Origin of the sequence: Catenulispora sp. GAS73, assembly GCF_041262085.1 — a bacterium.
Classification (GTDB): Bacteria; Actinomycetota; Actinomycetes; order Streptomycetales; family Catenulisporaceae; genus Catenulispora.
This window is the reverse complement of sequence record NZ_JBGCCM010000025.1, coordinates 142,094-162,263: the sequence shown is the minus strand read 5'-3', so window position 1 is coordinate 162,263 and position 20,170 is coordinate 142,094. Positions and strand designations below refer to the sequence as shown.

At 69.4% G+C, this 20,170-nt stretch carries 14 protein-coding genes, 1 tRNA gene and 1 pseudogene; 10 read left to right on the top strand and 6 right to left on the bottom strand.

Translation table 11 applies throughout. From position 1 onward, the window contains the following. Positions 1-273: 273 nt before the first annotated feature. The 3 genes from ABH935_RS33150 to ABH935_RS33140 all read right to left on the bottom strand — a co-directional run bounded on the left by ABH935_RS33150 (position 274) and on the right by ABH935_RS33140 (position 2,261). Positions 274-404: transfer RNA gene (locus ABH935_RS33150), tRNA-Ser, on the bottom strand. Positions 405-573: 169 nt separating this feature from the next. Next, positions 574-1,491, bottom strand: coding sequence for an ornithine cyclodeaminase family protein (locus ABH935_RS33145; RefSeq protein WP_370381887.1), 918 nt, complete (start codon positions 1,489-1,491; stop codon positions 574-576). After that, positions 1,488-2,261 (bottom strand): IclR family transcriptional regulator, encoded by a 774-nt coding sequence (locus ABH935_RS33140; protein ID WP_370381886.1) that lies wholly within the window; start codon positions 2,259-2,261, stop codon positions 1,488-1,490. The genes ABH935_RS33145 and ABH935_RS33140 overlap by 4 nt, the downstream gene beginning before the upstream one ends. A gap of 119 nt (positions 2,262-2,380) precedes the next feature. On the opposite strand from ABH935_RS33140, the gene ABH935_RS33135 reads away from it, so the two are divergent. The 3 genes from ABH935_RS33135 to ABH935_RS33125 all read left to right on the top strand — a co-directional run bounded on the left by ABH935_RS33135 (position 2,381) and on the right by ABH935_RS33125 (position 5,264). Beyond that, positions 2,381-3,706, top strand: coding sequence for an amidohydrolase family protein (locus ABH935_RS33135; RefSeq protein WP_370381885.1), 1,326 nt, complete (start codon positions 2,381-2,383; stop codon positions 3,704-3,706). Between the two features lie 5 nt (positions 3,707-3,711). Further along, positions 3,712-4,794: a dipeptidase gene (locus ABH935_RS33130; protein WP_370381907.1), complete on the top strand. Its 1,083-nt coding sequence runs from the start codon at positions 3,712-3,714 to the stop codon at positions 4,792-4,794. 65 nt (positions 4,795-4,859) lie between these two features. After that, the gene (locus ABH935_RS33125; RefSeq protein WP_370381884.1) at positions 4,860-5,264 is read left to right on the top strand and encodes a VOC family protein; all 405 of its coding nucleotides are present in this window, start codon (positions 4,860-4,862) and stop codon (positions 5,262-5,264) included. Between the two features lie 59 nt (positions 5,265-5,323). Here ABH935_RS33125 and ABH935_RS33120 read toward each other — a convergent pair whose 3' ends face one another. After that, on the bottom strand, positions 5,324-7,855 hold the full coding sequence (locus tag ABH935_RS33120; RefSeq protein WP_370381906.1) for a BTAD domain-containing putative transcriptional regulator: 2,532 nt from the start codon (positions 7,853-7,855) through the stop codon (positions 5,324-5,326). A 27-nt stretch (positions 7,856-7,882) separates the two neighbouring features. Further along, positions 7,883-8,128 (bottom strand): annotated as a pseudogene (locus ABH935_RS33115) (winged helix-turn-helix domain-containing protein); the annotation flags it as partial. 195 nt (positions 8,129-8,323) lie between these two features. Here ABH935_RS33115 and ABH935_RS33110 point away from each other — a divergent pair. From ABH935_RS33110 to otsB, 5 genes are all read left to right on the top strand, one after another. Continuing rightward, a complete protein-coding gene (locus tag ABH935_RS33110; protein ID WP_370381883.1) occupies positions 8,324-12,373 on the top strand; it encodes an SGNH/GDSL hydrolase family protein in 4,050 nt (1,349 codons plus the stop codon). A gap of 21 nt (positions 12,374-12,394) precedes the next feature. Next, complete coding sequence (locus ABH935_RS33105) at positions 12,395-12,817, top strand: peptidoglycan-binding protein (protein ID WP_370381882.1); 423 nt, start codon at positions 12,395-12,397, stop codon at positions 12,815-12,817. A 39-nt stretch (positions 12,818-12,856) separates the two neighbouring features. Continuing rightward, the gene (locus ABH935_RS33100) at positions 12,857-13,366 is read left to right on the top strand and encodes a hypothetical protein (protein WP_370381881.1); all 510 of its coding nucleotides are present in this window, start codon (positions 12,857-12,859) and stop codon (positions 13,364-13,366) included. A 45-nt stretch (positions 13,367-13,411) separates the two neighbouring features. Further along, positions 13,412-14,377 carry a hypothetical protein gene (locus ABH935_RS33095; RefSeq protein ID WP_370381880.1) on the top strand — a complete coding sequence of 322 codons (966 nt, stop codon included), beginning with the start codon at positions 13,412-13,414 and terminating at the stop codon, positions 14,375-14,377. A gap of 271 nt (positions 14,378-14,648) precedes the next feature. Then, complete coding sequence (otsB, locus tag ABH935_RS33090; protein WP_370381879.1) at positions 14,649-17,180, top strand: trehalose-phosphatase; 2,532 nt, start codon at positions 14,649-14,651, stop codon at positions 17,178-17,180. Positions 17,181-17,444: 264 nt separating this feature from the next. Here otsB and ABH935_RS33085 read toward each other — a convergent pair whose 3' ends face one another. After that, positions 17,445-18,269, bottom strand: a complete 825-nt coding sequence (locus tag ABH935_RS33085) for a MerR family transcriptional regulator (RefSeq protein WP_370381878.1) — start codon at positions 18,267-18,269, stop codon at positions 17,445-17,447. Between the two features lie 122 nt (positions 18,270-18,391). Between ABH935_RS33085 and ABH935_RS33080 the strand changes: the two genes are divergently transcribed. Then, positions 18,392-18,760: a nuclear transport factor 2 family protein gene (locus ABH935_RS33080; protein WP_370381877.1), complete on the top strand. Its 369-nt coding sequence runs from the start codon at positions 18,392-18,394 to the stop codon at positions 18,758-18,760. A 71-nt stretch (positions 18,761-18,831) separates the two neighbouring features. Then, a complete protein-coding gene (locus tag ABH935_RS33075) occupies positions 18,832-20,022 on the top strand; it encodes an epoxide hydrolase family protein (RefSeq protein ID WP_370381876.1) in 1,191 nt (396 codons plus the stop codon). Positions 20,023-20,170 lie beyond the last annotated feature (148 nt).

Below are 20,170 nucleotides of genomic sequence, written 5' to 3'. Positions count from 1 at the left end.
CGGGGTCAGCCCGTACACCGGCAGACGCATGCACAACGCAACTGGGTCGGGTTGTGCACCTCGTGTTGGCGGGACCTCCGCCCCGCCTTCGACGTGCACTCTTGAAAAGCGTGTGAGCCTGTGGCGGAACCGCAGCTCAGCGGGATGTTCACGGATGGTTCGAGGCGGCCGGTTGCATTCCGGGTTGCGTTCCGAAGTGCCGAGCACGTTCCAGCGACTGGAACAGAACAGCCCCCGCTCTGCGTTTCCGCAGCTCAGGGGCTGTATCAAGAGCGGTGACGGTGGGATTTGAACCCACGGAGGCTTGCACCTCACACGCTTTCGAGGCACGCCCGGCTGGTGCTGGCCCGCGGCGCCGTGGTCCTCGGCTCCGAAGATGTCTGACGGATGTACCGCTCCGGACCGGAGCCCGGATGTCGGCAACACGAGGTCCTCAGGCTTGTTGTGCCGGAACACGTTCAAGATGATCACTCCGTAGGCCGCGAGCGGTTCTTCCGACACTGAGGTGTCCAAGGCGTCGTAGACCACATCCGCCGAACACACCCGGTCGACGGCCACTGCCGAGGACGTAGCTCACTTCCGCCGCGTCGCCACGGCGGCTGCGGCGACGTCCAGCGCGGCGTGCCCGGTGGACTTGAAAACGGTGACTTCCGTCTGGTCCCGTCGTCCGGGGTGCCGGCCAGCCAGTACGGCACCCAGCAGCGTGATTCGCTCGGTGGGGACGCCTTGGAGTTCGTGGGCTCCCGCAGGTGGTGGTGAAGCGGCCGCGCCGTGCCACTCGGCGAACAGCGATGCGGCGCCGACCGTCGCGGCGTCGATCTCCGGGCCGTCGGAGCCGCCGACCGAGCTGATGTGTGTTCCTGGTGCCAGCCACGCGTGGCGGATGACGGGTCGGTCCGTGCCGGTGCAGCAGAGGACTGCGTCGGCGGCTCGTACCGCGGCTTCGATGGACGCGGCGGGGCGGATGGCGAAGTGTTCGGCCAGGGCCCCGACCTGTGCCGGATCGCGGCCCGCGACCGTGATCGTGAGGTGCGGGTCGTCGGCGAGGAGTGCGAGGTGAGCGGTCGCCAGCGTGCCGGTGCCGATCACCGTGACGTGGCGGGAGTCGGGTCGGGCGAGGGTGCGGAAGGCGAGTATCGATGTCGCCGCGGTGCGTGCGGCGGTCAGCGGCTCGGCGTCGAGGATCGCCAGGAGGCGGCCGTCCTCTGGGTCGAAGGCGGCTACCACGCCGCGGTGCGTGCTGCGGCCCGGTCGCTGTGGATCGGGGAACACGGTGATCACTTTGGCGGCCAGACCGAGGCCGGGGACGTGGCCCGGCATGGCTCCGAGCAGGCCGTGCGGCGTCCGGGCCGCGATGCGTGGAGGGACGGAGACGGTGTCGTCGGCGATGGCGATCAGCGCGGTGGTGAGGGCTTCGGCGAGCGCCGTCGGGTCGGCGACGGCGGACTCGGTTCCGACGTGGTCCAGCGCCAGGGGCGGGTCCACGGTCATCGTTCGTCCTGCCGGGCTGTGAGGGCGAGCAGTTCGCCGCCGAGGCGGTCGGTCGCGACCGTCAACTGGATACGGAGCGTGGGCAGGGCGGCGTCGTCGAACTCCGCTATCGGGCCGACGAGGGTCAGCGCGCAGACCGGGCCGCCGCCGGCCGTTGTGGTGACGACGCGGCTGAGCGAGCCGACCAGCGGCTGGTTGCTGCCGCGTTGGAGGGCGAAGCCATCGCTCGCCGCATGGTCGAGCGCGGCGAGCAGGCCGTCCGGGCCCTGCAGACGATAGTCGTCGTCTTCGGCCGCGCGGAGGTAGGGGGCGCGGGCCTCCGCGTCCATGGCGGCGACCAAGGCCAGCGGTCCGGCGAAGCGGTGCGCGGCGAGGAGTTCGTCGCGGAGGTCGCTGATCATGGCCAGCCGGGCGGGGCGGACGACGTCGACGACTCGGGACCCGCCGGTGGTCGCGACCTGGAGGTTCGCCATCATGCCGGTCACCGCGGCGAGGTCTTCCAGGACCGGTCGCGCGATCCCCGTGAGCGAGGTCGTGGCAGCGGCCGTCGCGCGCGACAAGCGCAGGAGGGCCGGGCCGGGCAGGTAGTGATCCCCGACGCGCAGGATCCAACCGCGGCCGACCAGGTCGGCGAGCACTCGGTAAGCCGTCGCGCGGTGCAGCCCGACGCGCTCGGCGACCTCGCTCAGTCGGAGCGGCCGACCGGTCGTGGCGACGGCCTCGATGAGGGCGAGCGCCTTGTCGACGGCGGTGGTGGGGGAGGCGGGCATGGGGTCCTCGGTGCGATCCGATGAGCTAGGGTGGCCGCACTAGTGTTGCATACTCTGCATCACTTGTTATGCCACATGTAACAGCCACAGGTAACAGCGATGGGAAGAGGAGGTCGTCGATGGTCGTCGCCTATCGCGGTGCGACAGTGCTCGAAGGGACCGGCGCCCCGGCCCGGGCCGGGACGACGGTCATCGTGGACGGGGAGCGGATCCGGTTCGTCGGGGCCGACGGCGACGTCCCGACCGACCTGCTCGCGGACGCCGAGGTCGTCGATCTCACCGGCCGGCACCTCATCCCCGGGCTGATCGACTCGCACCAGCACCTGGCCACGCCTCCGGACCGCGCGCTCGCCGAGGCCGTGCTGCGCAGGGACCTGCTCGGCGGGGTGACCGCGGTGCGGGACATGGCCGACGACCTGCGTCAGGTGGCTGATCTGGCGCGCGCCGCGTTGGTCGGCGAGATCGTGGCACCGGACATCTGCTACGCGGCGCTCATGGCCGGCCCGGGCTTCTTCGACGATCCGCGGACGTGGCAGGTGTCGCAGGGGGTCACGCCCGGCGAAGTGCCGTGGATGCAGGCGATCACACCGGCGACGGATTTGACGCTCGCGGTGGCGATGGCACGCGGCACGTTCGCATCGGCGATCAAGGTGTACGCGGATCTGCCGGGAGAGACCGTCGCGGCGATCGTCGCCGAGGCGAAGCGCCAGGGGATCGCGGTCTGGGCTCACGCCGCGGTCTTCCCCGCCTCACCAGGCGAAGTGATCGCCGCCGGGGTGGACACGGTGTCCCATGTGCAGCTGATGGTGCACGAGGCAGCGGGACGGCTCCTGACGACGTACCGGGACAAGCCTCCGATCGACTACGCCCGTTTCGAAGGCGGGGACGATCCGGTGACGGGGGCGTTGTTCGCGCAGATGCGGGAGCGGGGGATCGTGCTGGACGCGACGGCCAGCCTTTGGGGGCGGATCGCCGAAGAACTGCGGACGGGCGAGGAGGCGCTCGGAGACGAGGCTACCGAGGCTATCGAGGCTGCCGAGGCTCGGGAGCGGGCGGCGGCGAACGACCGGGTGTCCGCGGCTCTGACCGGCCAGGCCTGGCGGATCGGCGTAACGGTGTCGGCTGGGACGGATCGGGATCCGGACCCGGAGGAGCCGTGGCCTCCGTTGTTCGATGAGCTCGACTTTCTGGTGGATCGATGCGGACTGACACCGGCCGAGGCGTTGCGCTGCGCCAGTTGGGGAGGAGCCGTGAGCATGGCCGCGGAGGACCGATTGGGGACGATCGAGGTAGGCAAACAGGCTGACTTAGTGATTCTGGCGGACGATCCGGTGGTGCATCTGAGCGCCTTGCGGAGCGTGGTCGCGGTGGTCAAGCGTGGACGTATGTTCGATCGAGCCGGCGGCGCGACAGCCACCGTCCGGGGCGCAGGAGCGGGCGAGTGACCGGTATGGCATCGCACGGGGTGGGTTTCCCGATCGTCAACGCTCTGGGTGGCGTGGACAACCCGAACGTGGACGTCGAGACGGGCTCGCAGCTTCAGCAGACGAGCGAGGAGATGGTGGTCGACGCGCGGGCGTTGGCCGACATCCGGGCGTCAGGGCTCACGGCGGTCAACATCACGCTCGGGTACACGCTGGGCGACCTGCCGCCATACGAGCACACCCTGCGGGAACTCGACGTCTGGGACGGGATCATCGCAGAGCACGCCGATGTGCTGACCCGCGTCCACAAGGCTGAGGACATCTGGAAGGCGTACACGGACGAGCGGATCGGCGTCATCTACGGCTTCCAGAACGCCGTCGCGGTCGGAGACGATCCCGCACTGGTCGACGACAGGGTGGGCCTGTTCGCCGAGCGTGGAGTACGCGTCATCCAACTTACGTACAACCAGTCGAATCACCTGGGTGACGGGGCCATGGCCCCGGAGAACCGCGGACTGACGAGGTTCGGACGCGAAGTCGTGGCGAGCCTGAACGAGCACCGGGTGATGGTCGACCTCTCGCACAGCGGCGAGCGGACATGCCTGGAGGCGGTGCGCGCCTCCCGTCAGGCGGTGTCGATCAACCACACCGGATGCCGGGCTCTCACCGACCTGCCGCGGAACAAGACCGACGAGGAACTGCGGCTGGTCGCCGACGGCGGCGGTTTCGTCGGCATCTATTTCATGCCGTTCCTGGCGGCGTCCGGGCACGCACGAGCCGACGACGTCGTCGAACACGTGCTGCACGCGTTGAACGTCTGCGGCGAGGACGCGGTCGGAATCGGTACAGACGGGCCGGTGACGTCGATCGACGACCTGGACGCGTACCGCGAGAGGCTGGCCGGGCACGTGGCCGAGCGAGCCCGGGCCGGCGTCGCCGCAGCGGGCGAGCGCGCGGACACGCTGCCGTTCGTGGAGGACCTGCGAGGCGTCGACCAGTTCCGGAAGCTGATTCGCCGCTTGGAGCAACGCGGGGTGCGGGAGGACGTGGTGAGGAAGGTGCTCGGTGGCAACTTCATCGAGTTCGCCGCGCGGGTCTGGGGCGGTTGAGCGCACGGTGATCCGCTGCCGTGGCTCCATAGGATTGATCCCCGCCCGCGCTGTCTGGAGGAGTAATGACCAGTAGGCTCACCGAGTTGGTTGTCGACTGCCACGATCCGGAGCGGCTCGCCGCGTTCTGGTGCGCGGTCCTGGGCTTCGAGGTGATCGAGCGGGGCGAGGGCAAGGTCGAGATCGGGTCCTGGACGCCGACCGTCGAGGAAGTTCGGGCCCGCCAGATGCCGCCCACTTTGGTGTTCATCCACGTGCCTGAGGGCAAGGCTGTGAAGAACCGCCTGCACTTCGACGTCAGTCCGATCGACGGCAGCACCGACGACGAGGTTGTCCGGCTGCTCGGACTCGGCGCCACCAAGGCGGACGTGGGGCAGGGCCCCGGCCGGAGCTGGGTGGTCATGGCCGATCCCGAGGGCAACGAGTTCGACGTCCTGCGCACCTTGGCGCCCGCCGAACCAGGCGATTGATCTCAAGGGTCATCAAGGGATCATCAGTCGTCGTAGCCGGTCAGTGAGCGCGCATCCAGTCAGCCGCCGAGCCGCGCGAGATCCGCTCGCACCCGCTCCACCCCCGGCGCGAACCCGATCTCCTCGAACACCTCAAGGGCCTGCTTCCAGGAGTCGCGGGCGCGGTGGGGGTGATCGAAGTGGGCGAACACGACGCCCAGGGTGTGAAGGCTCTCGGCTTGCAGGTGCCTGATGTTCGAGCGGCGGCTGATCTCCAGCGACTGCTCGACGGCGGCGACGGCCTCGTCGAACCGGCCGAGGCCCAGGTAGGCCTCTCCGAGGTTGTTCAGGACGCCGGCGTGGTTGTACGAGAGGTCTCCGGGCGGGAACAGGGCCTCGGCGCGCAGGTAGTGCTCGACGGCCTGTTCGTACCGACGAAGCTCGCGATAGGCGTCCCCCATGGCGCTGAGCACTTGCATCGGCTGTACGCCGAGCTCCGGCGACGCCGTGATCCGGGCCAGCGCCTCGTGCCCGTAGGCCACGGTCAGCACAGGCTGTCCGGAGACGGAGTAGCCGCTCACCAGATTCCCCAGCACGAGCACCTCGCCGAGTCGGTCGTCGGCCGCGCGGTGCAGTGCGAGGGCCGACTCGAACATCGATATGCACTCCGTGGGGCGCTTCCACAATCCGTGGAAGACGCCCAGCCGGTGGCGTACCCAGGCCTCGGCGCGGATATCACGCGTTTCGTGCGCCGCTTTGAGCGCTCGTTCCAGACAGCCGCCCCAGTCGCGGCTGACGTCAGTCAAGGCATAGCGCATCAGATGAACCGCGATGCGGGGGGCGAGATCCGGCCGGCCGCAGGCGACCGCGGCGTCGATGGCGCCCGACACGGCCTCGTAGTGGCGGGAGCACCAGGCCACTGCGGCGTCCGAGTCGGGCAAGGATGCCACGGCGGGCGTGCCTGGCTCGTCCTCGGCGATGGGAAGGCGGTCGGGCGAATAGCCGATCATCCTCGAAGACGCTTCGACACAGGCCGCATACCAACACGTCAGCCGGCGTAGAGCCCGGTTCCGCTCCTCAGAAGCCGCGGCGCCCTCCAGAAGCTCCGACGCGTAAGACCGGATCAGGTCGTGATACCGGTAACGCCCCTCCTCGTGCTCGGCCAGGAGGTCGACATCGACCAGATGCTGTAGGGCGTCCTCGACATCCGCCTCCGGCCGCGCGAGCAGCGCCGCCACTTCGGGGGCGCCGAACGACGTCGCGGGGACCAGGGTCGCGGTGCGGAACACCTCGTCGGCGTCGCGACCACGCACCGCGGCCGCAGTGTCCTTACGCGCCAAAAGAGCGGTATAGCTGAGCTCGAAGCTGGCCCGAACCGCCAGATCCGACACCGCCAACTCGTTCAGCCGCCGCGTCCGATCAGCCAGCCGCTCAGCGAAGCCGGCCACCGACCACCGCGGCCGATCGGCCAGGCGCGCGCCGGCGATCCGCAGGGCGAGCGGCAGGCCGCCGCAGCTGTCCACGACGGCGGCGACGGCCGCGGATTCGGCGAGCGCGCGATCCGTCCCGATCAGGGTTTCCAGCATGCGCGTCGCGTCCTCGGCGTGCAGGAGCTCCAGATTGACGCGGTGCGCCCCGGCGAGCCCCGACAGCCTGGTCCTGCTGGTGACCAAGACGGCACAGCCGGCCGCCGCGGGAATCAGCGGACGGATCTGGCCTGGATCGCAGGCGTTGTCGAGGACGATCAGCATCCGGCGCCCGCCCAGCGCCGTGCGGAAACGCGTAGCCCGTTCGTCGACATCGTTCGGGAGGTCGCCGACCGGAATCCCGAACACGCTCAGGAACGACGCCAGCACGTCGCCGGGTTCGCGGGGCACCGGATCGGCACCTCTAAGGTCGGCGTACAGCTGGCCGTCGGGAAAGCCGCCGGCGGCTTGATGCGCGGCGTGAACCGCCAGCGTCGTCTTGCCGAGCCCGCCGCCACCGGTCACGGTGACCAGCGGCACCCGTCCCGGAGACGCGTCGGCGGCAGTCAACGCCCGAACGATCTCCGCGGTTTCGCGCTCCCGGCCGGTGAAGTCGGCGATGTCCGCCGGCAACTGCCCGATCGGACCAGGTCCGGCCTGCGGCGGCGCCGAATCGCTCTGCGGATCGTTCACGAGTATCTGTTGATACAGTTCCCTGATCTCCGACGACGGCTCGACACCCAGCTCATCCATCAGTGTCCGCCGCAATGTCCGGTAGGCATCCAGCGCCTCGACTTGGCGCCCGCTGCGATACAGCGCAAGCATCAGTAACCTGCGAAAGGGCTCGTGGAGCGGATTCTCGGCAACCAGCCAAGCCAGATCCTTGCCCGCCTCACGATGCCGTCCCAGCTGGAGTTCGGCCTCGAAACGCCCCTCGTACGCCAGTAACCGGTCGTAACGGAGTTGCTGGACGCGGTTTTCGAACTCGGTCAGCATCGGCAGGTCGGCCAGCGGTTCCCCCTGCCACAGCGCCAGCGCTCGGGTCAGGTGCTGCGACGCTGCAGCCCACTGGAGCTCCCGCACCGCCCGGAGTCCATCGGCGCACCCCTGGGCGAAGTCGTCCACGTCGAGCTCGCCGGGACGCACGCGGATCTCATAACCCCCGGCGGTAGTAAGGATCCGCTCGGCGTCCGGATCCCGTAGGGCCTGCCGTAGCCGCATCATGTGATTGCGCAGCGTCGCGACAGCCGAAGGCGGCGGCTGATCCCGCCACAGAGTGTGGATCAGCTGGTCGATCGAAACGGCCTGGTTGGCGTGCAGCAACAAGGTGGCCAGCGCCGCGCGGCGATAGGGTCCGTTGACCGGCAGCGGGCCGCCTTCGTCGGTGACCGTCAGTCGGCCCAACAGGACGAAGCGCATGATCCCCACCGCCGGCTCCGAGATATGAACTGGCCCCCGATCATAAGCCCGCTCCGCATCGCTCGCCTGCGACTTCCGGGCACGCCTGTGAGGCCCGTGTTAGTCCGCTGTTATCGCCCGCGGCCATAGTCACGACGCGTCTTGACCTACTCCTTCTCCTCGGCACAGGGAGCACTGGCGTTGAATCTCTTTCCCATGGGTCGAAGACCGCGACGAGCCTCAGCGCTCTCCGCGGCGACCGCACTGATCGTGGCCGGGGCGACGCTGACGATCAGCGCCGGCGCCGTACCAAGCGCGCTGGCGGCAGCGCGGGCCTCCACCACAGGCACGACTACTGGCACCACTACCGGCACAACCGCCGGGTCCGCTGCCACCCCCGCGGACCCGTCCCGCATCGCCGACCCTGAGGGCACGCTTCCCAGTACCTGGCGCACCTCCACCGACCGCGCCGTCACCGCGGTCGGAGACGCCGACGGCCTGAACATCATGGTCGCCGACTCGGTCCAGGCCTACCAGTGGCGCACCGCCGCGACCTTGTCCGAGCCAGGGTTCGACTCGTCGCAGTGGATCGGCCAGGACTGCCTCACCGGTTCCGGCAACTACGCCGCGGTCATCTACGCGCCGCGTGAGCTGGTCAACCACGGGGACGCCAGCGACACCGGCGCTTTCGTCGCGATCGTCGACCTGCGCAGCGGAGCGGTGCGCAAGCTGAATCTGCACGCTTCGATCGCCTACTACGACCCCGGCTGCGGGACCGGCGACGTCGTCGCGATCTCCGACGTGCAGACCACGGCCGCGGGCGCGACCACCCACCTGGAGCTGGTCGACGCGGCCACCGGCGCGATCGTCGACCGGCAGAGCCAGCCCGGCCAGCTGACCTCGGCGGTCCCGCTCGGCGCCGGCGACGGTATCGCCGCGGTGGCCGGTGACCAGGTCATCGCGCTGGACGCCAAGGGCGCCCGGCGCACGCTGAGCGCCGAGCCGGGCGTTCCGCTGCGGCTGCACCCCGACTCCGGCGGCGGCCTGGCCTACGAGGTGCCGGTCTCGACCGCCGACTACCAGATCAAGCGCTGGTCCGGCGGCACGTCGACGGTGCTCGGCCATGGCGCGCCGGACCAGGTGCGCCTGGACGGCGCCGCCGGGCACGTCTTCGTCCTCGGCCCGGGCGCGGCGGGCGTGGCCACCGACCGGGCCGGCGCGAGCTGGTCGCGGCTGGACGCCGGCGTCGACGCCGAGCCGTCCACCACCGGCCAGCTCGTCGTGACCGGCGCGGCCGAACGCAGCGCCACGCAGCCGGGCCTGTCTGCGGCCGCCGCGCAGAAGCCAGGAAGCCAGAAGCCGGAAAGCCAGAAGCCGGACGGCCAGATCGAGATCCAGTCCGTCGTGCCCGCGAACAAGCACACCGTGGCGTTCACGGTCGCGCCGCACGCGCTTCAGCCGACGCAGGGCAGCGCGGCCTCGCCGATCCTCTCCGCCTTGAGCACAGCCACCGCGGCCGGTGCCTCGAAGCAGGCTGCCAAGGCGGCCACAACCCAGTCGGCCACCACCGCGACCGCTACTACTGCGACCACCGCCACCGCCGCGACCGCCGACCCCGCCACCGTGACCTGGGACCCGGACCGGGCCTGCTCGGTCGCCCGCAATGACCCGAAGATCGAGACGTACCAGGCCACCGCGGCCCAGATCGAGTGGGCCGCGGACCTGGCAGTCCAGGGCAAGCTGACCACGAGCCGCACCGCGAACTGGGAAGGCTCGGGCATGCCGGTGTCCTGGACCCCGCAGGGCATGTTCCCGCTGCGCGGCCTCACCGGCGGCGGCACCGTCCCGGTCCAGGTCCTGCTCGCCGTCCTGGCGCAGGAGTCGAACACGATGCAGGCCAGCCCGCACGCGGTCGACGCCCAGGCCGGGAACTTCAACCAGGGCGGCTTCTACGGCTACTCCTTCACCGACAGCTCCGGCACCGCGCAGCCCGCCGGCTCGTCGTGGACGTCCGCCGACTGCGGCTACGGCGTCGGCCAGATCACGACCGGCATGGCCATGTCCACCTCGGCCGGCACTCCGGTGGCCGACGGCAACATCGCCGTCTACTCGACCGCCGAGCAGCAGCAGGCGATCGCGACCGACTTCGCATCGAACATCGCGGCCTCGGTCAACATGCTCGCCGACTCCTGGAACCAGCTCAAGGCGGCCGGCATCATCGCCAACGGTGCCGACCCGCAGTACGTCGAGAACTGGGACCTGGCCGTCTGGGCCTACAACACCGGCGTCGAGCCGAACGCCAAGGCGGGCAACACCACCGGCTGCACGCCCAGTCCGACCTGCACCGACGGCCACGGCGACTGGGGCCTGGGCTGGCTCAACAACCCGGCCAACCCGCGCTACCCGTCCGACCGCGGCATTTTCAGCAACAGCGCGGCCGACACCAAGGTGCCCAACCACTGGCCGTACGAGGAACTGGTGATGGGCTGGGCCTACTCGCCGGTGCCGCGCTACGACTACGCCAAGGGGGCGTGGGGCCCGGCTTACCTGCCCGCCCAGAATCAGCACAGCCTCGCGCCGCTCTACGCACCCTCGATGGAGTTCTGCACGACGGCCGGTGACGGTTGCACCCCGGACGGCGCCCCGGACGTCAACGGCAAGGCGAACACCGCGGGGCTCTGCCGGGCGTACAACGGCCAGTGCTGGTGGCACCTCCCAGTGACGTGGGCGACGAACTGCGCGGTCCAGTGCGGCATCGCCCAGTACGAATACGGCACCGCCAGCGCCGTGCCGACGGGCACCGACGTCTACCCGCCGGACTGCGGCACCGCTTCGCTGCCCTCGAACGCGGTGATCGTCGACGACACCACCGTCCCCAGCCCGATCGGAAACTGCACCCAGACCTGGAAGAACCAGGGCACCTTCGGTCTGGACTTCACCTACGCGCCGGTCCCGGGGTGCGTCGCGCCGTGCGTGGACTACCCGGGGAAGATCGACTTCCACCAGGTCAGCGGCGGCTTCGGCGGACACCTGTGGTTCACCCACACCAGCGACACCACCGCGGTCACCGGGACATGGACGCCGCCGTCCACGACCACCGGCTGGACCCGCATCAAGGTGCACGTCCCGAGCAACGGGAGCAACACCGAGGAGGCGGACTACCAGATCAACCTGGGCAACGGCCAGACCCGGCACCGCATGATCAGCCAGCACTGGAATCAGAACACCTGGGTGGACCTGGGCAGCTTCAACCTCTCGGCCGGCGCCTCGGTGTCGTTGAGCAACTCCAGCCCGACGTTGCAGAACCGGGGCTCCGGCCAGGACGGCGGCGACATCTTCTTCGACGCCGTGGCGTTCCTTCCGACCGTCGCGTCCACCGTGCGCTACGTGGCGATGGGCGACTCCTTCGCCTCGGGCGAGAGCATGCTCCCCTACGAGACCGACTCGGCCGTGACCGGCGACGGCTGCCACCGCTCGCCGCAGTCGTACGCCTACCAGGTCCTCGCCTCCGGACAGAGCAAGAGCGTCGAGGCGCTGGCGGCGGCGAACCAGGGAGACGACTTCGCGTTCGTGGCCTGCAGCGGCGCCGAGAGCACCAACATGACGGCCAACGCCGTCGGCAACCCCGACGGCTGGAACGCCGACTGGAACGGCACCTCGTTCATGTGGGGCGAGCCGCTGCAGATTGACGACAGCGGTTTCCTGGACCAGGACACGACGTTGGTGACGCTGAGCGTCGGCGGCAACGACGCACGCTTCTCGGACGTCCTGCAGGGCTGTGCGCTCTCGGCTCTGTGCACCGACCCCTCGTACCACCTGACACACGACAAGGTGGTCGATCCGTCGGCGATGACCGTCTACGAACCGCAGATCATCAACGCCCTGCCGTCGCATCTGGAGGCGGTCTACGCGGCGATCCACCAGGTGGCCCCCAAGGCCCGGATCATCGTCCTGGGGTATCCCCACCTGTGGCTCGCGGACGGCAAAGCCTGCCAGGGCGTCACGCAGACGGCGCAGGTCTGGATGAACCAGATGTCCGACGACATGGAGACCAGCGTCTCGAACGCGGTGACGGCTGCCAAGCAGAGCGACTCGACCCTGAACATCTCGTTCATCGACACCCGGCCCACGTTCGCCTCGCACCTGGAGTGCAGTGTCACCCCGTGGTTCACCGGCGAGGTCATCAGCTATCTCGCCAGCAGTTTCCACCCCATGGCGCCGGCCCACGTCGCCGAAGCCGCGCAGATCAACGCACTGCTGAAGTAACTCCCAGCGAAAGGCACGAAGGTGAAGAACAAAGCCCGCCTCTCCCGCGTCGGCGCCGTGGCCGCCGCCACGCTGCTCGCCGGCGGCGCCGGCCTGGCCGGCGCCGAGCAGGCCAGCGCGAACAGCTACGGAAGCATGGACACGAACCAGCTCATGCGGCTGTGCGAGTCGCACGGCTCGCGGTACTGGACCATGCCCGACGGCACCGGCAGCATCGAGATCCCGACGGAGCAGGTGCAGTACGGGTCGACCGGTGACTGCGTCGCCTATGCGCAGAGGTTGCTGGTGAACGTCACCTACAGCATCTCGGTCGACGGCGACTTCGGGTCGCACACCCAGGCGGCGGTGACCTCCTTCCAGCAGAGCAAGCTGTCCGTCCCGGCCTGTGGGCCGGCCGACGGGGTCGTGGGGCCGCGGACCTGGATGTGCCTGGAGTTCTACTAAACGTCCCCAATCACCATTCAGAGACATCGGAGATTCATCATGCGCAAGCGATTCAAAGCGTTGGCCGTTGGCGCGCTCACCGCGGTCACAACCATAACCGGGGCCGCGTCGGCGTTCGCCGTGCCGACGTACTACAGCGGCGACAACTGCGGCATCTCAAGCAACGACTTCTACTTCCTGAGGGAGACCTGCCCCGACGCTATCTCGCTGTTCTACCACCAGAACTACAGCGGAGCCCTGGCCAGCATCAACGGGGACATCTCCAACCTCTCGGCCGAGCCCACGTATGCGTACGAAGGCTCGACCGTGGTGTTGCAGTACTACACCGACTACGTCTTCTGGGGCGAGGACGCCTCCCCGAACAACGACGGCGAGAACCAGGCCACCAGGAACAACGCCGCGAGCGCGTACAACAGCTCGACGTCCCACTCCTACACCGTGTACGTCTCGCCGAACTACACCGGGCATACGCAGACCTTCGGCCCGAGAAGCGGCGGAAATCTCAATTCCTACCTCAGGAACAACGAAGCCTCCGTGTCCAAGAACTAGGCAGCCCGTAGCCGGGAAACACGAGATCGAAGAAAGGTGCCCACCATGAAGCGAGGCGGAATGTTCGCGGCCATCGCGGTCGCGACAGCGGTTATCGCGACGACCGCCGGATGCTCCGCTTCAGGAGGCGCTTCGAACGGCAACGGCGCGGCGGCGGTCAAGGACGCCGCCGCCGCGCCGGTCATGCCCCCGGCTGTTCCGACAACGGGGCTGACGCGCGGGATGAGCCTGCCGTTGGAGGCTTATGAGGAGACGCTTCCTGAGTACAACGAAATCCTCAACGCCCGGTTCGCGATCGAGAGCGCGTGCATGCGCGGATACGGGTTCTCCTTCAAGCCCGAAGCCGACACCAACACGATCAGCTACGACGCGTCCAACATGGGGCGCCGCTACGGCCTGTCCGACCCGGCCGCGGCGGCACAGTACGGGTACTCCGTCCCCAGCTTCGCGCACCCCGCGTCAAGTGATCCGGCGCTGACGCAGCAGGAGTACGTGGTGCTCACCGGCGAGCCGGCTGCGGCGCCCGGGAGTACGCCGAACCCGACGCCCCGCCCGACGCCAGGCACGTACAACGGCAAGGCGATCCCGGCGGGAGGCTGCGTCGGCCAGGCGGACCAGCAGCTCACCGACCCGGCGAACGGCATGCTCGTGAACCAGCTGGACCAGCAGAGCCTCGACGAGTCGCAGAAGCTGCCCGAGGTGAAGGCGGCGATCAGCCAGTGGTCGGACTGCATGCGGCACAACGGCTACCAGACGGCCGACCCGCTGACGGCCTCGTTGCTGACGCAGCAGCTCGGCGGTACCACCGGCGGCGCCGTGGACAAGAAGGTCGCGGTGGCCGACGTGACCTGCAAGGAACGCACGAACCTGGTCGGCGTCTGGTTCGCGGCCGAGTCCACTGTGCAGAAGCGGTACATCGCCGCCAACGAGACGCAGCTGCGTCAAGATTCTGCGAAGCTCACAGCGGCCAGGGACAAGGCTGAAGCTGTGCTGGCGGCGCGGGCCGGCTGATCGGGCCTGAAGCTACTGCAGCTCCGATTCGACCTGGCGCGGCATCGACGTGTTCCAGACCCCGGCCCCCTCGGCGGCCTCATTGAATCCCCGGCGCGTGCGGGCCGTTCGAAGAGATATGGACACATCGGCATCGCGGGCACCGCAGTCCGCAATGATGGACGGGTCAAGGCGACTTCTCCGATCCGCCCTCGAATCCGCCCCGAACCCGCCCCGAACCCGCCCACGAATTCGAACCCGCCTTCGAACTCGAACTCCCTGAGGAGCTGTGTTGCCCGCTGAGGCCCTGCCTGCCGAGCTGCGACGCGCCATCGTCCAGATCGCTCGGACCCCGCGTCTGCTGGTTGCCTGCGACTACGACGGCACGCTCGCCCCGATCACGTTGAATCCGGAGGAGGCCCGGCCGCTTCCGGAGTCGGTCGGCGCGCTCCGGTCCCTGGCCTCGCTGCATGAGACGACCACCGTGGTCATCTCCGGCCGCGCCCTGCGCGATCTGGCCACGCTGTCGCGGCTGCCGGCCGAGGTGCACCTGGTCGGCAGCCACGGTTCGGAGTTCGACATCGGCTTCGTCCACGCCATCGAGCCGGGGCCCCGGGAGCTGTTCCGCCGCTTGCAGGCGGAGCTTGAGAGGCTGGTACTCGACGTGCCGGGCGTGACGTTGGAGGTCAAGCCCGCCAGCATCGCGGTGCACGTCCGTCGGGCCGAGTACGAGGCGGGTCGCAGGGTCCTGGCTGAGGTGCACCGCGGACCGTCCACCTGGGAGGGTGTGTCGACCACCGACGGCAAGGAGGTCGTCGAGCTCGCGGTCATTCGCACCGACAAGGGCGAGGCGCTGGACTTCATGCGCCGTCAGGCGGGCGCGACCGCGACGGTCTTCCTGGGCGACGACGTCACCGACGAGAAGGCGTTCGCGCGGCTGTCGGGCCCGGATGTCGGTATCAAGGTCGGAGACGGCGAGTCGCTGGCCGCCTACCGTGTCCCGGAGGCTGCGGACGTCGCGCTCCTGCTGGCGTTCCTGCTGGAGGAGCGGCGGAACTGGCTGTACGGGGAGTCCGCGATGCCGATCGAGCGGCTGTCGATGCTCGCCAACGAGCGGTCGGTGGCGCTGCTCACCCCGGATGCCAGATTGACCTGGCTGTGCCACCCGGGCCCCGACGCGCCGGCGGTGTTCGCCGATCTGCTCGGCGGACCGGGTGCGGGGTGCTTCTCGATCAAGCCGAACCGCAACGGCCTGCCGCTGGGCCAGCGCTACCTTCCGAACACCATGACGGTTGAAACCCGCTGGTCACGCCTGCTGGTCACCGACTACCTCGAACCGTACAGCCCGCCGCACCAGACGAACCTGGTGCGGGTGATCTCCGGGGAGGCGCCCGCGGAGGTGGTGTTCGCGCCGCGTCCGGAGTTCGGCGGGGTACCGGTGACGCTGGTCGCGGAGGACGGCGGCCTGCGCGTGGTCGGCACGTCGGAGCCGTTCGTGCTCCGCTCTCCCGGCGTCGCGTGGACGATCACTTCGGACGGTCAGCATGAGACGGCCTCCGCCCTCGTCCAGCCCTCGCCCGGGAATCCGATCGTGCTGGAGCTGCGGTGCGGCTCGACCGAGCTGGACGATCACGAGCTGCCCGAGCTGCAACGGCGGGACCATGCGGGCAGGTACTGGGCTGATTGGGCCTCGAAGCTCATTCTTCCCGGAGTCCAGACCGATCTGGTGCTGCGCTCGGCGTTGACGCTGCGGGGTCTGGTGAACGCCGACACCGGCGCCGTGCTGGCCGCGGCGACGACGTCGTTGCCGGAGGACATCGGCGGCGTCCGCAACTGGGACTACCGCTACTGCTGGATCCGCGACGCCGCGATGACCGTGCGCGAGCTGGTCCACCTGGGGTCGGTCGAGGAGGCCGAAGGCTACCTGCGCTGGCTGCACGGGGTGCTGGACACCCTCGCGGGCCCGGAGTGGTTGCACCCGCTGTACACGCTGGCCGGCACCGTGATCGGCGCGGAGGCGGTGATCGAGTCGCTGCCGGGCTACGCCGGATCGCGTCCGGTGCGAGTGGGGAACCTGGCCAACCACCAGGTGCAGCTGGACGTGTTCGGTCCGGTGGTGGAGCTGGTGCGGACCCTGGCCGAGGCGCGCGGGGCGCTGCGGGACGAGGACTGGCGGCTGGTACAGGCGATGGCCGAGGCGGTCTCGCGCCGCTGGAACGAGGCCGACCACGGGATCTGGGAGGAGCGGCACATACCGCGGCACCGGGTTTACTCGCGGGTGATGTGCTGGGTGACCATGGACCGCGGGGTCACCCTCGCCCGCGACTACGGCCGCGAGATCCCGGCGGGCTGGGAGGCGCTGCGCGACGAGATCCGGTCCGACGTCCTGGAGAACGGCTGGAACGAGGAGGTCCAAGCGTTCACCACCGCCTACGACGGCACGGATCTGGACGCCGCCTCGCTGTTCGTCGGACTCAGCGGGCTGATAGACCCGGCGGACGAACGGTTCCAGCAGACGGTGACGGCCATAGAATCCGAACTACGCAGCGGATCGACGGTGTATCGGTACCGGCGCGACGACGGCCTGCCTGGCGGCGAGGGCGGATTCCACATCTGCGCGGCCTGGCTGATCGAGGCCTACCTCCTCGCCGGACGCCGCGACGAGGCCGTGGAACTGTTCACCGAGATCGTCAGCGCCGCCGGACCGACCGGTCTCCTGCCCGAACAGTACGATCCGATCGCCGAACGATCACTGGGCAACCACCCCCAGGCCTACTCCCACATCGGACTGATCCGCTGCGCGAACCTTCTGGCGGCCGGATAGCCCGGATAGCTCGGACAACCCAGTCAGCCCGGCCTCGCGGCGCTGAGATCATGCGGCCAGCGGGGTCGGGGTAGGGGTGCCGGCCTGGCCTGCGGCTGCCGGCCGGGCCGGCTCGTCCGGGGAGAGGCCGAGGACGGCGGCGACGGCGACGACGGCGACGGTGAAGAACGAGGGGGCCGGAGCCCGGCCGGTCTCGATGCCGGCTACCGCGCCAGCCAGAGGTCCGACGTCGAACTCGCCCCGGTCGGTTGGTCGGCCGGCCGGCTAACCGCTGGTCCCGGTGGCGAAAACCGGCCAGCCGATCTCGGTCTGCCACGCGCCCTTGTCGGCGGTGTCGCCGGGGCCGACCAGGTAGTACTCGCGCAGTGGCCCGTCGACGGCGAGCTCGTGCTCGGCGACGTGGGTGGCGAGGGACCCGTACGCGCGATCGATCTCCTCGTGCGGGCCGGAGTGGACGATGGTGGCCAGCTCGGCGGCGGGCACGGTCGTCGGCGCGACGCGGCCCATCGGCCGGACCGGTCCGTGGCAGGGGATGAAGACGGTCGCCCGGCCGTGTTCGTCGGCGAACAGCTCGTCGGCGAACATGCCGCCGGGGGTGCCGTCGGCTCGGATGCCCTGGGCGGTCAGGGTCGCGCGCAGCTCTCCCAGCGCTCCCTGGAACCACTGCAGGGCGTCCGCGACGTCGACGTCCTCGGTGATCGCCGCGGCGGGTGTCGCCGGCGCGCTCCGGTGCCCGATCGTCGTCGGCGCGGCGCGGTGCTCAAGCAGGTCGCGCAGGGAGGCGACGGCCTGCTGCGTCCGGGCCAGGCCGGCCTCCATCCTGGCGAGATGGGCCGCGATGAGCTGGTCACGGGTCCGCAGATCGGGCGCGGACAGCACGGCGCGGATGTCGTCCAGCGACATGTCCAGGGCCCGGAACCGGCGGATCACCTGGGCCGCGGGGATCTGCTCGGTCTCATAACGGCGGTAGCCGGTGTCCGGGTCGACGTCGGTCGGCTCCAGCAGTCCGATCTGGTGATAGTGCCGGAGCGTCCGGACGCTCAGATGCGTGGCCTTGGAGAAGTCGCCGATCGTCAGCGCGTGGCTCATCTCCCCAGTGTCAACCCTCCAACGATGTGAGGGTCAAGCCGACATCCGGCCGTTGACTCTGACATCGCGTGAGCAACCAGGCTGGATGGCGACAGACCGGCTCACAAGAGAGGACCACCGCCATGACCAGCCCGACAACCGACCTCCCCGCCGTCGTGGCCGAGCACATCGCCGCGGTCAACGCCTTCGACACCGAACGCATCGTGGCCACCTTCGCGCCCGACGCCTACGTCAACGACAACCGGCGCGAGATCTGGGGCACCGACGCGATCCGTGCCTTCATGGCCAAGGAGTTCGTCGGTGACCGCGTGACCATGGAAGTCCGCGAGGTCATCGACCACCACGGCGACATCATCGTGCGCGCGAAGTACGACGGCGACTACGACAAGACCAACCTGCCCGAGGTGCTGGTCATGACCAGCTACTTCGCCCTTCGCGACGGCAGGATCAGCAGCCTGACCGTCATCAACAACCAGCCGTCCCCGTACTGAGCGCCGTGATTCACGCGTCTCATCCGTCCCGTACGTCCCATCCACACGACAGCTGAAGGCAGGGAGCCGACATGTCCGAGATCCGTCCGTTCCGCGTCGAGATCAGCGACGCGGTGATCGATGACCTCCGCGAGCGTCTGGCGCGGACGCGATGGCCGGAGACCGAGCCCGTCGACGACTGGTCGATGGGGATGCCGCTGGCGTACGTCCAGGAACTCGCCGGGTACTGGGCCGAGTCCTACGACATGCAGCGCGTCGCCGGCCTGCTGAACCGCTACGAGCAGTTCACGACGACGATCGACGGGGTCGACATCCACTTCCTGCGCGTCCGCTCTCCAGTCGAGGGGGCGATGCCGTGCATCATGACGCACGGCTGGCCGGGGTCGGTGATGGAGTTCGTCAAGGTGATCGATCCACTCGTGGACCCCGTGAGTCACGGCGGGCAGGCCTCCGACGCGGTCGAGCTCGTGATCCCGTCGCTCCCGGGCCATGGCTGGAGCGGCAAGCCGACGGTGACCGGCTGGACCGTCGAGAAGATCGCGCAGGCATGGATCGAGCTGATGGACCGGCTCGGTTATGAACGCTGGGCGGCACAGGGCGGCGACTGGGGAGCCCTCGTCAGCTCAGCGATCGGCCGGCTGGCCGACCCGGCGAAGCTGATCGGGATCCACCTCAACTGGGCGCTCGCCGACCCCGCGGAACTGATGAAGCTCGGCAGCCCGACCGAGGAGGAGCAGCGGCACCTCGCAAGCCTGGAGCATTCCAGCCAGGCCGAGGGCGGATACGCGATCGAGCAGGGAACCAAGCCGCAGACGCTCGGATACGGCCTGACCGACTCCCCGGCCGGCCAGCTCGCGTGGATCGTCGAGAAGTTCAAGACATGGTCGGACTGCGGCGACGACCTGGAGAGTTCGTTCACGAAGGACGAACTGCTCGACAACGTGATGGTCTACTGGACGTGCGCCGCGGCAGCCTCCTCGGCCCGCCTCTACTGGCACTCGCTCGCATCGAGCGTGGGCAGCTTCGACGAGGTGCCCGCACCGTCCGCGTACTCCCGCTTCCCCGCGGACAACGTCGCGTTGTCCGAGCGCTGGGCGCGGACCCGCTATACCGATCTGCGCTACTACGGCACGCCTAAGCGGGGTGGCCACTTCGCGGCCTACGAGGCTCCCGCCGCGTTCGTCGAGGAGGTGCGTGCAGGGCTGCGCGCCCTCGTATCAGCCCCCGCACCCGAAGCTCCCGTTTATCCCCCTTTCAGCTAGGTGGTGATGTGGCCGAGCGGCCCAGTGCGCGACCGCGTCTCAGGGGTCAGCGACCGGACGGCGGGCCGCGAGATCCTCAAGGGCCTGACAGTCACCATCGCCGGCTGCGGGCGCGAGAAGTATCCACAGTGATGAGTTGCGCACACGG